Genomic DNA, 14273 nt, shown 5'->3' with positions numbered 1-14273 from the left:
TCCAGTTAACATAATCATACTATCGTTTACTGCTTTTCACGAAAGCTCTCTTCAACTTATGAAGAGAGCTCGTCATATTGTTCTTTTGAGAGAAGAACCTCTCTTGGTTTACTTCCTTCATATGGGCCTACAACGCCTCGCTCTTCCATTGCGTCAATGAGACGTGCTGCCCGGGTATAACCGATGCGGAACCTTCTTTGCAGCATAGAGACAGAAGCCGTCTGCATACCAATGATCAGTTCAACTGCTTCATCATATAGATCATCTTCCACAGCTGCAAGCTGATCCTGCGTTTCTTCGCTTGGAATCATTTCCTCTTGGTATTGGGCTTTTTGCTGTGTGATCACATGATCAACAACATGTTCCACTTCTTCATCTGATAAAAAGGCGCCTTGCACACGAACCGGCTTGTTTGCACCAACAGGTAAAAACAGCATGTCCCCTCTGCCCAGCAGCTTTTCTGCGCCCCCCATATCAAGGATCGTCCTTGAATCTGTTTGGGAGGATACGCTAAAGGCAATGCGGGACGGGATGTTGGCTTTAATGACACCAGTAATGACATCAACAGAAGGTCTTTGTGTAGCGATAATCAAATGAATTCCCGCAGCACGAGCCATTTGAGAAAGTCTTGTAATGGAATCTTCCACATCAGAGGAAGCCACCATCATTAAATCTGCAAGCTCGTCTACAATGACAACAATATAAGGAAGCTCTGGCTGTTTGGCATCTTCTGTTTGATTCATTCGTTTAATGTAATCATTGTATCCTTCAATATTTCTTGTCCCCGTATGAGAAAACAATTCATAGCGGCGTTCCATTTCGCTGACTACTTTTTTAAGTGCTTGAGAAGCTTTCTTAGGGTCTGTTACGACAGGTGCCAAAAGGTGCGGAATGCCGTTATACACATTTAATTCAACCATTTTTGGATCAATCATCATCATTTTCACTTCATGAGGCTTCGCTCTCATGAGAATACTTGTGATAATGCCATTGATACAAACACTTTTTCCGCTTCCAGTCGAACCTGCTACAAGTAAATGCGGCATTTTGTTCATTTCAGCAAGCACGGCTTCACCCGAGATATTGCGGCCTAAGCCAATAAGGAGCTTAGCATTTGGACGGTCATTTTGCTTCGATTCTAATACCTCTTTTAATGAAACCATGGCAATTTCTGCATTCGGAACTTCAATCCCGATGGCTGATTTACCAGGAATCGGTGCCTCAATTCGAATGTCCTTTGCTGCAAGTGCGAGGGCTAAATCATCACTTAAATTGACGATTTTGCTGACCTTCACGCCGACATCTGGATATACTTCATATTTGGTCACAGCTGGACCTAAATGAACCTGTGTGACTTTTGCTTTCACACCAAAGCTTTGAAATGTTTTTTCAAGCTTTCTTGCATTTTCATATATATTTTTCTTATCTGTTTGCTGACCTGAATGCTGCGGCTCTGCCAAAATATCAAGTGATGGCAATTCGTAATCTTTGTTTTCAAGTTCTGTAAATGTCATCGGCGGTGCCTCTTTTGGTTCATCAGCTGTATCTGATTGAACTGGTGCACTTTGCACAGACTCTTGAAGAGGCTCTGTCTCTTTTGCCGCCTGCTTCTTTTGAACGGGCGGGGTGAGAATGTCATCCCTGTCTGCAAAGCTTGAAATAATCGGCTGGCTATTCTCAGAAGACGGCGTTTCCTCTTCGATCAAGATCAAATCATCATCATCTTCTTCTTGAATGCGTGAACGTTTTTTCTTTTCACCTGTTTTCTGAGAGGACGCGCTCTTTTTCGCCTGCCTGATTCCTTTCATATCTTCAACAAACGCCTTCCACTGCTTCACCATAAATTGTGATACAGGAATCGTCACTTTTTTCACCATTTCCTGAAGAGATCGGTTTGTAATCAGAACAATTCCAATCAGCATCAGAACAATAGCCATGATTTGCGAGCCTGCTTGCGCAAATAAGAAATAAGAAGCAGCAAACAATACAGCTCCGATCATGCCGCCCCCTAAATCAGGTGACCCTGTTTCACCTTTCATATCCATCAAGAAAAGCTCAAATGTATTTCTAATTACACTTTGAGAGCCAATGACGCCAGCAGATGAAAGATGCTGGAAAAGCTTCACATGTGACAAAAGCAAGATGCTCGCAATGATGCAGTAGAGACCTGCTTTTCTTCTTGTCAAAATATCTGGGATTTGTTTTTTCCAGAAAATCGTCACACCAAAAAGAAATAATCCGATAAGGCAGAGAATAAACCATTCACCTGCAAAGAATCGGAATAGATGTACAAAGGTTTGTCCAACAACGCCCAGCTGTAAAATGGCAATGATCGCTATGGCAATACAGACTAACCCATTTAATTCATATTTCAGTTTTAGCTGTTTATTTTGTTTTTTTCTCGTTTTCCGTTTTCTCTTTTTAGCCATACTCATCACCTTACTACGAAAGAAAATATAACCTACCGAAAGATCAGAAAGAATGCAGCCTGGTTTTGGCTGCATCTTGTTGTAAGTTTTCCCTTTATTATAGCATAGAATCATTCATATGAGTCGGTTTGATTGGTGCCTAAATGTAACTTCAATCGCTTGCCTGGTGCAAGCTCTTGATTGAGAAAATCCATTGGATTGGTGCTCATGACTTGAACGATTTCTGCTTCATCTTCTTTCATTTCAACCATCACTGGCACACCTTGAATGTTTACCTGCTGGAGTTTACGTTCTCCCTGTTCCTCAGCGTAAATGGCTTCATATGGCATAGGCGTATATAAAATCATTGGATCAGCCCCTCGTTTTGAGATGCCCTGTCTCCGATAAGTTCATTCAACTTTTTAATCGCTTGTCCTACACCGCCGACTTCATTCATGAGTCCGTATTCCGCTGCCTCATGACCAACGACATTTGTTCCGATGTCTCTTGTCAAATTGCCTTTGGAGAACATGAGCTCTTTAAACTTCTCTTCTGTAATGTTGGAGTGGCTTGTGACAAAGTTAATGACTCTTTCCTGCATTTTATCTAAGTATTCAAAGGTTTGCGGAACACCAATGACAAGACCTGTTAATCGCACAGGGTGAATGGTCATCGTGGCTGTTTCGGCAATATACGAATAGTCACACGATACAGCAATCGGGACACCTATCGAGTGGCCGCCGCCAAGCACAATCGAAACAGTTGGTTTCGATAAAGAAGCAAGCATTTCTGCAATTGCGAGTCCCGCTTCAACATCTCCCCCTACTGTATTTAAGATGATCAAAAGGCCCTCTATTTTCGGGTTTTGTTCAACGGCTACGATTTGTGGAATGACATGTTCGTATTTGGTTGTTTTATTTTGCGGTGGAAGCTGCATATGGCCTTCAATTTGTCCAATAATGGTGAGGCAATGGATATTTGTATCTTGCGGCAGCTGCGGAACGGCTGTTTCACCGAGCTGCTGTATTTTGCTCATAATGCTATCTTTTTCTTCTGGCTTTCGCTCAGGCTGCTGTTCATTCTTTTCGTCCATTTGTCTCCATCCTTTCCTCAAACTCTTCTTCTATTATGAACAAATAGCCCATATTCCATCCGCATTCCTCAAGCCACATCAAAAAAGCCCAAAGAGCTTATACTCTTTGGGCTTTATCATCACACTTCCATAATAATTGGAATGATCATCGGCTTACGTTTTGTTTTTTCATATAGGAATTGATTGAGTACATCGCGCATGGATTGTTTCAATGTTGACCATTCAACAATTGAATTTTCCGTTTGCTCTTTGACAATCCCTTTGACCATTTCTGTTGCTTTCACAATCAGCTCTTCGGATTCTCTTACATAGACAAATCCTCTTGTGATGATTTCAGGTCCAGAAATTAATTGTTTCTTTTGTTTATCGAGCGTAATGACAACGATCAAGATGCCGTCTTGAGACAACAGGCGTCTATCGCGTAACACGATGTTTCCGATATCACCAACGCCAAGACCATCGATTAAAATGTTCCCTTGGTGAACTTTTTCACCGATTTTGACGTTCTGTCCTCTAAACTCAACCACATCTCCTTTATCAATCAAGAAAATGTCGCTGCGTTTCATACCTACTTCTTCGGCAATACGAGAATGTGCTTTTTGCATACGATATTCGCCATTCACCGGAATTAAATACTTCGGTTTTAGTAAGTTCAGCATCAGCTTTAACTCTTCTTGGCAGCCATGTCCAGATACATGCACACGTTTTTGTGCAAAAATGACTTGTGCTCCGCTTCTTGTGAGGAAATCCACTGTTTTAGAGTATGTGAGTTCTTGTCCAGGAAGTGGTGTAGATGCAATCACAACAGTGTCATCTTTTTCAATATGAAGCTGTTTGTGATTTTGCTTCGCCATTTTTGTTAAAGCAGCAAGAGGCTCTCCGTGGCTTCCAGCAGTCAGGATGACCACATCGTTTTTCGCCATTTTCTTCACTTCTTGAACGGGTACAAATAATTCTTCATCTGCTGTCACATAACCAAGCTTGATCGCCAGCTGAAGGGTTGTCATCATATTCTTCCCTGCAACGGCAAGCTTACGGCCATTTTGATTTGTTGCATTAATGATCTGCTGCACGCGGTTAATATTAGATGAAGACACAGCAACAATCACCCGATTTTCAGCATTGTACATCGCATTTGAGATTTCGTCTTGGACGAGCGCCTCAGAAGGTGTATAGCCTGGTTTTTCAGCATTTGCACTGTCTGAAAGTAGTGCTAAAACGCCATTGTTTCCAATTTTCGCAATCTCTCCGATGTCACAGGCTTGGTTAAGCGCTGGGGTTTGATCAAATTTAAAATCACCTGTGCATACGATTGAACCAAGAGATGTTTTGAAGCTGATCCCTACTGAATCAGGGATGCTGTGATTCGTTCTAAAGAATGATACTTTTGTTGTTTCAAAAGTAATGACTGACTTTGCATGTACCTCACGCAAATCAGCTTTTTGATTGAAGCCATACTGCTTTAATTTTTCTCGAAGTAACGCAAGGGTCAGCTTCGTTCCGTAGACTGGTACAGACAATTTGCTCAAGCAATGGAATACGCCTCCGATTGCTTCATCATGTCCGTGGGTAAGAAAAATTGCTTTCACCCGATCAGCACGTTCTGTTAAATAAGAGATATCAGGAATGACGACGTCAATGCCTAGCATTTCGTTTTCTGGATGCATTAAGCCTGCATCTACCACGTATATGTCCGAATCAATCTCAATGACATATAGGTTTTTCCCGATTTCTCCAACGCCTCCGAGTGCAATAATTCTTACGTTCTCTGTATTTTTCTTTTTCAAAATTCTTATCCTCCTAGTCTCAAGCCCGTCCATCATCGCTTAATGCTATTATAACTGAATCTAATTTTAGAAAACAAGATGAAGTCACATTTTAAGAAAGTGTTTATGTATAAAAAACGGTCATACTCAGGGACATCTGAGAATGACCGCTTACGAAATCTTTTGTTTTGATCAGCTGTTTAAAACGCTGCTTAAATTCAGTCTCTCTTCTTCTGACAAAGGCAAAAGCGGAAGACGAACAGATCCGACGTCTAGTCCTTTCAGCTGAAGGGCTGTTTTGACAGGCGTTGGATTTGGCGCTGAGAAAAGCTGTTTCATGATTGGAAGCAGCTTTTGATGGATCAATGCTGCATTCGCTGTTTGACCTGAAGCATAGCTTTTCAGCATTTGCTGCATATCCAGTCCTACGATATGAGACGCAACAGAGACAACTCCTTTTGCACCAACAGATACAGCTGGAAGTGTTAAGCTGTCGTCCCCTGAATATACGTCGAAATCTTCTGGCGTCTCTGCAATGATTTTTGTCATGGCATCAAGATCGCCGCTTGCTTCTTTAATGGCAACAATGTTTGGTATTTGTGCAAGCTTAATTGTTGTTTCTGGTGCTAATGACGCAGCCGTTCTTCCTGGTACATTGTAAAGCATGACAGGAAGAGATGTAGACTCGGCAATTGCTTTAAAGTGTGCATACATGCCTTCCTGTGATGGCTTGTTGTAATAAGGTACGACAAGCATCACTGCATCAACGCCCGCTTCTTCTGCTTTTTTCGTTAGTTTGATAGACGCATTTGTATTATTACTGCCTGTTCCTGCAATGATTTTACAACGACCATTTGCTAATTTGACCGATTGCTGAAAAAGAGCAACTTTTTCTTCATTCGATAAAGTTGGCGATTCGCCTGTTGTCCCTGCAACGACTAAAGAGTCACTGCCGTTTTTTAACAAGTAATCAATGAGAATTGATAGCTTTTGGAAATCGATGTTGCCCTTTTTATCAAAAGGTGTAATCATAGCTGTTGCGATATTTCCGAAATTCATTTTTTTCACCTCATCATGATTCAATCACATTTATCTTGAAAGTTCAAACACTTCATGCAGGGCATTGACAGCCGCTCTCATGTTTTCTTCGTTCACTAACACCCAAATGGTCGTATGACTGTCAGCTGATTGTAAAATCGGAATGTTTTGCTCGGATAGAGCCGATACAATTTTAGATGTGACACCTGGTACACCCATAATGCCTGCGCCAACAGCTGATACTTTCGCACAATTTGTTGTCACAATTGGCGTATAGCCAAGATCTTTTAGGATCGACGTTGCCTTTTCAGTCATTGCACCTGTCACTGTATACACAATTTCACTCGGTGTGATGTTGAAGAAGTCGACACTGATTTGTGCGTTTGCCATTGCTTTGAAGACCTCTGTTTGTACGCTGTACTGACCTTCTTTTGCAGGAACTTTGATTTGCGTCACATCATTAACATGTGCAATACCCGTAATGAGGCGATCGTACACATCATGGCTCATTTTATCTGAGTAGTGTGATGTAACGAGTGTGCCCTCATCATCAGAGTATGTTGAACGGACCCTCATTGGTACTTTTGCTTGCATCGCAATTTCGACAGCTCTTGGGTGAATGACTTTTGCCCCTTGATATGCGAGGTTGCAAATTTCCGTATATGTCACGACTCTCAGCGGTTTTGCATTTTCAACAATACGGGGATCTGCTGTCATAACGCCTTCTACATCTGTAAAAATATCAATAAAGTCTGCCTGCAATGCAGCGCCTAAAGCAGCGGCGGACGTATCACTGCCACCTCGTCCGATTGTTGTCACGTCTCCATTTTTCGCGGCTCCCTGGAATCCAGCAACAACGACAACATCATGTTCAGACAGTGCTGCCTCCAGACGTTCGCACTTCATGTCAATAATTTTCGCACTTGTATGCTCCTTATCTGTTACAAAGCCAGCCTGAGCACCAGTCATCGCTACAGCCTTTAGACCGTTTTCATTCAGCATACTTGAAAACACAACAGCTGAGATATTCTCTCCGCAGGAAACAAGCAAGTCTTTTTCTCGATTTGTCATATGCTGCGCGCTGCCGTAAAGCAGACCAAGCAGCGTATCTGTCGCATAGGGATCGCCTTTTCGTCCCATTGCAGAAACGACGACAACCGACTTATAGCCTTTCTCTTTTGCAGATAAGATATGTGCAAGTGCCCTTTTTCTACCTTGATCATCTTTGACAGATGTACCGCCAAATTTTTGGACAATTATTTTCACTGTTTTCACTCCAAGTTCATTATGACGTAACAGAAGAGAGCAGGCGAAAGATGCCTAACTCTCTTCTGTTCGTCCTCATCATCCATTGAATGTTAAACTAATTTTAATGCTTTTAAGCTTTCTGCAATTTGAACTGAGTTCCATGCAGCACCTTTAAGCAGGTTATCAGATACAATCCACATATGGAACCCGTTTGGACGGTCCAAATCTTTCCGAATGCGGCCGACAAAGACGTCGTTTTTCCCAACAGCATCTGCAGGCATTGGATAAATTTGCTGAGATGGATCATCTTGCAGCGTAATTCCTGGTGCATCTTTTAGAATTGTTTTGAGGTCTTCCACTGTTGCATCATTTGATTCTAGTTCGACGTAGACAGATTCTGAATGTCCCGTTTCAATTGGAAGTCTCACGCATGTTGCCGCTACTTCCAGCTCTGGCATATGCATGATTTTTTTCGTTTCGTTGATCATTTTCATTTCTTCGAATGTATAGCCATTGTCTTGGAATTTATCAATTTGCGGAATCGCATTAAATGCAATTTGATAAGGCATAACTTCAGGTGTTACAACTTCTTTATTTAAAATGGCTTGTGATTGGCTGTATAGTTCGTCAATGGCCTCATGTCCCGCACCTGATACTGCTTGATACGTAGAGACAATGACTTTTTTCATTCCATACGCCTGACGAAGCGGTTCTAATGCCGCTACCATTTGAATCGTTGAACAGTTAGGGTTTGCAATGATTCCTTGATGATCATGCAAGTCTTTTTCGTTTACCTCTGGTACGACAAGAGGGATGTTTTCGTCCATACGAAAAGCACTAGTGTTGTCTACAACAATCGCACCTCGTTTGACTGCTTCAGGAGCCAGCGCTTTAGAAACATTTCCTCCAGCACTGAATAATGCAATATTCACTCCTTCAAAACTTTCAGGTGTTGCTTCCTGAACAGTGTACTCTTGGCCTCTGAATGTCACTTTTGTTCCAGCAGAACGTTTTGAGGATAGTAGAGTAAGTGTATCCATTTCAAAATCTCTGTCAGCTAGTGTTTTTAACATTTGTTGACCGACAGCTCCAGTCGCTCCAACTACAGCTACATGCAATCCTCTTCCCATCAGTAAAACTCCTTCCGACCCATCCACGATTCTTTTCTTTCGGATGGCCATCCTATGACTTTTTACATTTTATTTTACCATAGAAAAGCAAGGCTTGAAGCATCTTTTTTGAATCTTTCATGATTTTCTAGTGAATCTATTATTCGTTTGGTCCAATTAAAATTGGTTGAATTTGTCTATGCTGGAGTGCCTCTTCTACTGTTTGAGATAGCAGATCCATATTTGCGACCATAGAGGTCGGTTTTTTGAATGGATCATCCTGGCCAAACGGAATAAAGAAAATATTCTTTGTCGACATCAGTCTCATCAGATTTGTACCATTTAAGCCTAACGCATCATTTGTTGAGATACCTAAAACGACAGGTCGATGATTTCGAATGGTCGCTTTAGCAGCCATTAAAACAGGACTGTCTGTCATGGCATTTGCAAATTTCGCCATTGAGTTTCCAGTTAAAGGAGCAATGACCATACAATCAAGCGGCAGCTTAGGTCCAAGCGGCTCTGCTTTCACGATTGAGTCAATCGCTTGAAATCCAGTCAGCTTCTCAATCCGCTCGATCCACTCGGCTCCCTCTCCAAATCTCGTATTCGTGCTCTGCACCGTGTACGACACTACTGGACGCACCTCTGCCCCTTCTTTTACAAGCGCTTCGATTTGCGGAAAAACGGCTTCATACGTACAGTGGGAACCTGTTAAACCAAAGCCGATTCTTTTCCCTTTTAATGTTGTCATGATTCCATCCCCCTTTTTTCCTCCGCAAGTTCACATAAAAGCCCGGAAAGCACTTTTGCAATGATTTGTCCTGCTGTCTTTGGTGCAACAATCCCTGGGAGTCCTGGTGCAAGAAGTGCCTTCACTCCGTGCTTTTGTGCAAAGTCAAAGTCTGTTCCGCCTGGGCGGGAGGCGATATCCAAAATGAGTGTCTTTGGTGTCATGCTGACGATGACAGATGAATCTAATACAAGACTTGGAATGGTATTGATGATAATATCAACATCCGTTACTTCCTCTTTTAACTGGTCCATTGAAAATGGATCAAGCCCCATCTCAAAGGCCCGCGCTAAATGTGCTGTGTCTGCCGCCCCTACTTTTACGTCTGCCCCTAGTGCCCGAAATGTGCGGGCAATGGTGAGTCCTGTTCTTCCAAGTCCGAGAACAGCGACGTGAGACCCGTGAATCGTATAGTCCGTTTGCTGAATGGCCATCATGATAATTCCTTCAACTGTTGGAATAGAGTTATATATGGCAATATCATCTCGCTCAAACAGCTTCACAAGCTTCCGGTTCACCTGCTTTGCCAGATTGTCTAAGTACGTATTTGAAATACCTGAGTACAAGGTACAATGGGCAGGGGTTCTTTCTAAATATTTCGCTTCCAGCAAGACCTGCTCGTTTGAAAAAACTGTAGCAACAGCGCCTTCATCCGTTGCCCCTGATACTGGCAGGATCATACTGTCTACTTGTTCGAATGGAAGTTCAGACATTTTCAGCTTTTCAGCACCGATAAATCCATGATCCAGCTGATCAAATCCGACCAAAAACACTTTGGCATGCTGCTGTGACAACTTGCGAATAATTTCAAGCTGCCTTGCATCTCCCCCGATCACCGCAACCGTTAAACCGCTCAACATACTGACCGTTCACCTTCTTTATTTAAAAAAGTCTGTAATATTTTCTGAATCTCCCTTTCAGCATATGAGGAGAGGATTCAGCCTGTGAACGAATCAGAAAGAGAAAAGAAAAAGAGCACCCATTATTGTGGGTGCTCTTTTTCTCCGTGCGGCTGAAGTTCTTCAGGCACATCGAGAATGATCATATCTGATCCTATTTTTTGAATGTGATTCCACGGGACGCGGATGTCATTTCCTTGTTTTCGAAAGCCAAACCACTTCACGGAAGGTATAATGAGTGCTGTAATTTGACCGTCCTGTTCATTGATTTCAAGATCAGTTTGTCCAAGCACGCCAAGCCGCTCCGCTCTTTTAATATCGACAATCTCTTTTCCCGACAGTTCACTCAGCCTCAAAATCGCATCACTTCCCTTCCGTATCATATATGCAACAGACAAGGGGAATAGACCGGATCTCTTTAATGACTCGTTTGGAGAGAAAGCTGCGTCCCTTTCATATAGTGATCATGCCATAATTCCAAGTTGTACAGCATCCAGACTTTTTGATCCGCTCCATTTTTGTTTTTCTGATTCGAATGATTTCGTAAAAATTGTTCTAGTGGCTTTCTTTGAAACAGTTCTGTTGCAAAGCTTTGTTGATCAAGAAGCTTCTCTTCGATTTCTTTCATTCGTTTGCTCATCCAATGATACACTGGAACCGGAAAACCCATTTTCCTTCTATATAATATACGCTTATCCACCGTTTGCTCCATTGTCTTTTTTAACATATATTTCGGAATGTCTTGTACCTCACTCGTTTTGAGACTCGACTGAAAAAATGCTTGCAGCCTGCTAGGCAGTCCTTTATAAGGAAGCTTATATTTGAAGGGCATGTCATTGACAAATTGGATGATGCGATGATCAAGAAATGGAACACGCGCTTCTAGTCCATGTGACATCGTCATCATATCAAGCCGGTCTAACAGATTTGGTAAATGAATCTGCTGGAATAAATAGAGCAGTTTATTTTCATACGACGCACCCTCCATCTTTTGAAAGCAATGGGCAATAAACTGGTTCATGTGTGAGTCAGGAGGGTCAATTGAACCAGCGTGCCGACTTAAAAGCTGCTCTTTTTCGCCAGCAGTAAACCATGCATACCTTTTTTTGTAATGATCCATCTCACCTTCAAGGTCGATCAATTGATCCACCTGCTGCTGAAAGGATGGTTCAAATAATACCTTCGAAAGGATAGAGGACAGTTTTCGGTTTTTTTGAAGCCATACAATTTTCCGCCAATCTGCTGGACTCCTAAAGACACGTCCATAACCTGCAAACAATTCATCCGCTCCTTCACCACATAGAACTACCGTCACGTGCTTTTTTGCTTCCCGTGACATATGGTAAAAAGCGACTTCATGAGGAATAGAAAGAGGATGATCTCTTCGCTTCACAACTTCAGGCAATAATTGAAAATACTCTTCTTCACTCATTCGATGTGAGTGAAGCTTCACATTGTATTGATCTGCCGCGAGTTTGGCATAGCTTTCTTCAGAAAAGCCCTCCTCTTCAAAGCTGGTCGAAAAACAATGAATATTCTCGTTTTTGTATTTGGACATCAAAGCGACAATCGAAGTCGAATCCACTCCCCCGCTTAAAAAAGCTCCCACAGGCACGTCAGACATCATCTGTTTTTGCACACTATCTTGAATTAATTCAAACAATTCCTTTTGATAATAACGTTCTCCCTGATCGATCCCATCAGCTGGGAGCGGATATTGCCAGTAGGTCTCTTTTGTTATGCCTGTTTCATCTATTTTCAAGATGACACCTGGGGGTAATTTTTGAATGCCTTGAAAAAAAGTCTGCTCGCCGATCGAATAACGGAAGGATAAATAACTAAGAACAGCGTCCGGCTCAATAGCAGTTTGTATGTCTGGATGCTGAAAAAGAGCTTTCATTTCCGAACCAAAAATAAGCCCTCCCCGGCATTCTGAAACATACAGCGGTTTAATCCCAGAACGGTCTCTAAACAAATAAAGTGCTTTCTTCTTTTTATCCCATATCGCAGCTGCAAACATTCCGTTTAATTGCTCAACAAAGGAAATTCCGTATTCTTCATAGCCATGAACAAGCACTTCTGTATCTGTCTCTGTGCGAAACAAATGGCCTTTATTCCATAAGTTCTCTCTTAATTCTTTGAAATTATAAATCTCTCCATTTAGAATCACACATATAGAATCATCTTCATTTGTTATTGGTTGCGGCCCAGATTGAATATCAATTATTGAAAGCCGCGTATGAACCAGACCAACTGAGTCATCTTGATAGACACCACTATCATCAGGTCCACGCACAGCAAGTGCGTTTTTCATCTTCAGTAAGATGTGAGGATCAAGTGGCGCTTGGTTAAAATGACAATAGCCTGCAATGCCGCACATAGACATGGCTCCCTTCCATTAATGATCTGACTGCTGAATCGTCATTGCGAAAATATGCATAAATGGATTATCTTGAAAGCGAATTTCATCAAAAACGACTTTTTGCGAAAAGGTGAGCGAATCAAGCCATAGGTTTGATGTCAAATGATGATTAATGCCGGATACCGTATGAATATAATCAAATGCATATGCCGCTCGATCATGAAATGCAGGTTCACGTTCAATCACATCCGTTAATGAAAGCCGAGTCTCACAGACAACGTTCCCCTCTCGTAATAACGAAATCTCTTCGTAAAGATTGCCATTGGATGAACAGCCAACGACATGAAGCGCTTCTGCTTCAAGTGGCGGAAAACGAAGAGACTGTCCCTCTAATTCAATATTGTCTCCTTGATCTTGATATATGAACTGAAAAGGAATCCCTTCGATCATAGGATCTTGCACGTTCATGATTAACTCAGCCGGTAAAGAAGCTCCGCCAATTGTTAATTGACCTTTGTCATATTCATTTTGATATGTGATGCCTCTATTATTGACATAATCATGAAGAGAGAGAGTTTGATAGGTCTTCATTTTGAATCACCTCTTTTAGTTCTGTAAGCAGGCGGGTCTCCACTTCTAATGTTTTTTGAAACCGATTCGCCGTCCTGTCTATCATACTGCGAGGATTTTTACTGAGGCCTACTCTAGCCGTAAAATTGGCGAGCACTGTCCAGCTTTGATAAGCATCTTCAAACGCTTGAATAAGGGGATGTAAAAGCTCATTTTCGTAAGAAGATAAGAATGTCACCATATGTTTTCTAGAGTTGGCCACATCCTTTAATCCTTCAAAATAAACATTGTCTAATAAATTTCCATTTTCATTGTCTTTGATACTATCAATATAATCCTTTTGAATGATTGAAATAGCACCTAGCCCTGTGACAGCTCCAGGCAAATCAAAATGCGGCGGTGCTCCTTCTAAGATGGCAGCATGCTCCTTTAATATCACCAGTACATCCGGTTCTTTCTGAAGTTCCACATGTTTGATCCACTTATAACGATTCTCGGTTCGAGGTGTATGTTCATATACAGAGCGGGCAGCTTTCATCAAGTGGTCTTTACTCAATGTGCCATGATAGGAGTAAGCATGGTCACTGACCACTGCATGATCATCATTTACCTCAAGTACTTCCAATGTGTGATACCCATGTTCTCTTTCGTAAAATGGACAGTACGGTAATTCAAATATATCTAAGGAAACAGAGACAGTCCCTGTGCTTGGATGCTGTTTAAACACACGGTTGATATAGAGGTCTAATTCCTCTTCCGTGTAAAAAATTTCTTCTAAATGAATGCCATTATGATGGAGAATATCCTCGCGAAAATGTTTAAAGGAACCGATCAAAACAAACCCTTTGTCTTGAGGTCTATAAACAAGGCCTGCCTGCCTCCAAACCCTATCAATTTCAATCCCTTTTCTAAGAAGCATGGCTGCAATCGTTAATTGAGAACAGTTTAAATAATTGTTCCGGTAAATAGGTGCTGCAGTAGCCACAT

Annotated in this window: 13 protein-coding genes; all 13 read right to left on the bottom strand. The window is 41.8% G+C overall.

Features of this window, described 5'->3' with window-relative positions; genetic code table 11:
• Positions 1 to 56 precede the first annotated feature (56 nt).
• The 13 genes from C9414_RS11905 to C9414_RS11845 all read right to left on the bottom strand — a co-directional run bounded on the left by C9414_RS11905 (position 57) and on the right by C9414_RS11845 (position 14271).
• A complete protein-coding gene (locus C9414_RS11905; protein ID WP_142398058.1) occupies positions 57 to 2429 on the bottom strand; it encodes an FtsK/SpoIIIE family DNA translocase in 2373 nt (790 codons plus the stop codon).
• A gap of 110 nt (positions 2430 to 2539) precedes the next feature.
• On the bottom strand, positions 2540 to 2776 hold the full coding sequence (locus C9414_RS11900) for a YlzJ-like family protein (RefSeq protein WP_008344712.1): 237 nt from the start codon (positions 2774 to 2776) through the stop codon (positions 2540 to 2542).
• Positions 2773 to 3501: a ClpP family protease gene (locus C9414_RS11895; RefSeq protein ID WP_024424124.1), complete on the bottom strand. Its 729-nt coding sequence runs from the start codon at positions 3499 to 3501 to the stop codon at positions 2773 to 2775. Before C9414_RS11895 ends, C9414_RS11900 begins: the two co-directional genes overlap by 4 nt.
• A gap of 119 nt (positions 3502 to 3620) precedes the next feature.
• Positions 3621 to 5288, bottom strand: a complete 1668-nt coding sequence (gene rnjB, locus C9414_RS11890; RefSeq protein ID WP_012010007.1) for a ribonuclease J2 — start codon at positions 5286 to 5288, stop codon at positions 3621 to 3623.
• A gap of 171 nt (positions 5289 to 5459) precedes the next feature.
• Complete coding sequence (gene dapA / locus C9414_RS11885; RefSeq protein ID WP_047202199.1) at positions 5460 to 6326, bottom strand: 4-hydroxy-tetrahydrodipicolinate synthase; 867 nt, start codon at positions 6324 to 6326, stop codon at positions 5460 to 5462.
• A gap of 30 nt (positions 6327 to 6356) precedes the next feature.
• Positions 6357 to 7571, bottom strand: a complete 1215-nt coding sequence (gene dapG / locus C9414_RS11880) for an aspartate kinase (RefSeq protein ID WP_034662253.1) — start codon at positions 7569 to 7571, stop codon at positions 6357 to 6359.
• A gap of 92 nt (positions 7572 to 7663) precedes the next feature.
• Positions 7664 to 8683 (bottom strand): aspartate-semialdehyde dehydrogenase, encoded by a 1020-nt coding sequence (gene asd, locus C9414_RS11875; protein WP_107163698.1) that lies wholly within the window; start codon positions 8681 to 8683, stop codon positions 7664 to 7666.
• A gap of 139 nt (positions 8684 to 8822) precedes the next feature.
• Positions 8823 to 9416 carry a dipicolinate synthase subunit B gene (gene dpaB, locus C9414_RS11870; RefSeq protein ID WP_039178677.1) on the bottom strand — a complete coding sequence of 198 codons (594 nt, stop codon included), beginning with the start codon at positions 9414 to 9416 and terminating at the stop codon, positions 8823 to 8825.
• Positions 9413 to 10315 (bottom strand): dipicolinic acid synthetase subunit A, encoded by a 903-nt coding sequence (gene dpaA / locus C9414_RS11865; RefSeq protein WP_047202196.1) that lies wholly within the window; start codon positions 10313 to 10315, stop codon positions 9413 to 9415. Before dpaA ends, dpaB begins: the two co-directional genes overlap by 4 nt.
• Before the next feature lie 122 nt (positions 10316 to 10437).
• On the bottom strand, positions 10438 to 10710 hold the full coding sequence (locus tag C9414_RS11860; RefSeq protein ID WP_024424130.1) for a YlmC/YmxH family sporulation protein: 273 nt from the start codon (positions 10708 to 10710) through the stop codon (positions 10438 to 10440).
• 62 nt (positions 10711 to 10772) lie between these two features.
• Positions 10773 to 12740, bottom strand: a complete 1968-nt coding sequence (gene asnB, locus C9414_RS11855; RefSeq protein WP_107163697.1) for an asparagine synthase (glutamine-hydrolyzing) — start codon at positions 12738 to 12740, stop codon at positions 10773 to 10775.
• A 12-nt stretch (positions 12741 to 12752) separates the two neighbouring features.
• Positions 12753 to 13307, bottom strand: a complete 555-nt coding sequence (locus C9414_RS11850; protein ID WP_048239793.1) for a hypothetical protein — start codon at positions 13305 to 13307, stop codon at positions 12753 to 12755.
• Positions 13276 to 14271 carry a hypothetical protein gene (locus C9414_RS11845; protein WP_107163696.1) on the bottom strand — a complete coding sequence of 332 codons (996 nt, stop codon included), beginning with the start codon at positions 14269 to 14271 and terminating at the stop codon, positions 13276 to 13278. The genes C9414_RS11850 and C9414_RS11845 overlap by 32 nt, the downstream gene beginning before the upstream one ends.
• Between the last annotated feature and the right edge of the window lie 2 nt (positions 14272 to 14273).

Origin of the sequence: Bacillus sp. Nf3 (genome assembly GCF_003028545.1) — a bacterium.
GTDB lineage: Bacteria > Bacillota > Bacilli > Bacillales > Bacillaceae > Bacillus > Bacillus safensis.
Note: the sequence above shows the minus strand (reverse complement) of the source record. Positions and strands in the feature narration are given on the sequence as shown.

Coding starts and splice junctions, on each gene's coding strand:
- dpaB (WP_039178677.1), bottom strand. CDS start 9,416: ATGACAACATTAAAAGGGAAAAGAATCGGCTTTGGTTTAACAGGTTCC.
- C9414_RS11905 (WP_142398058.1), bottom strand. CDS start 2,429: ATGGCTAAAAAGAGAAAACGGAAAACGAGAAAAAAACAAAATAAACAG.
- asnB (WP_107163697.1), bottom strand. CDS start 12,740: ATGTCTATGTGCGGCATTGCAGGCTATTGTCATTTTAACCAAGCGCCA.
- dpaA (WP_047202196.1), bottom strand. CDS start 10,315: ATGTTGAGCGGTTTAACGGTTGCGGTGATCGGGGGAGATGCAAGGCAG.
- C9414_RS11850 (WP_048239793.1), bottom strand. CDS start 13,307: ATGAAGACCTATCAAACTCTCTCTCTTCATGATTATGTCAATAATAGA.
- dapA (WP_047202199.1), bottom strand. CDS start 6,326: ATGAATTTCGGAAATATCGCAACAGCTATGATTACACCTTTTGATAAA.
- C9414_RS11900 (WP_008344712.1), bottom strand. CDS start 2,776: ATGATTTTATATACGCCTATGCCATATGAAGCCATTTACGCTGAGGAA.
- C9414_RS11895 (WP_024424124.1), bottom strand. CDS start 3,501: ATGGACGAAAAGAATGAACAGCAGCCTGAGCGAAAGCCAGAAGAAAAA.
- asd (WP_107163698.1), bottom strand. CDS start 8,683: ATGGGAAGAGGATTGCATGTAGCTGTAGTTGGAGCGACTGGAGCTGTC.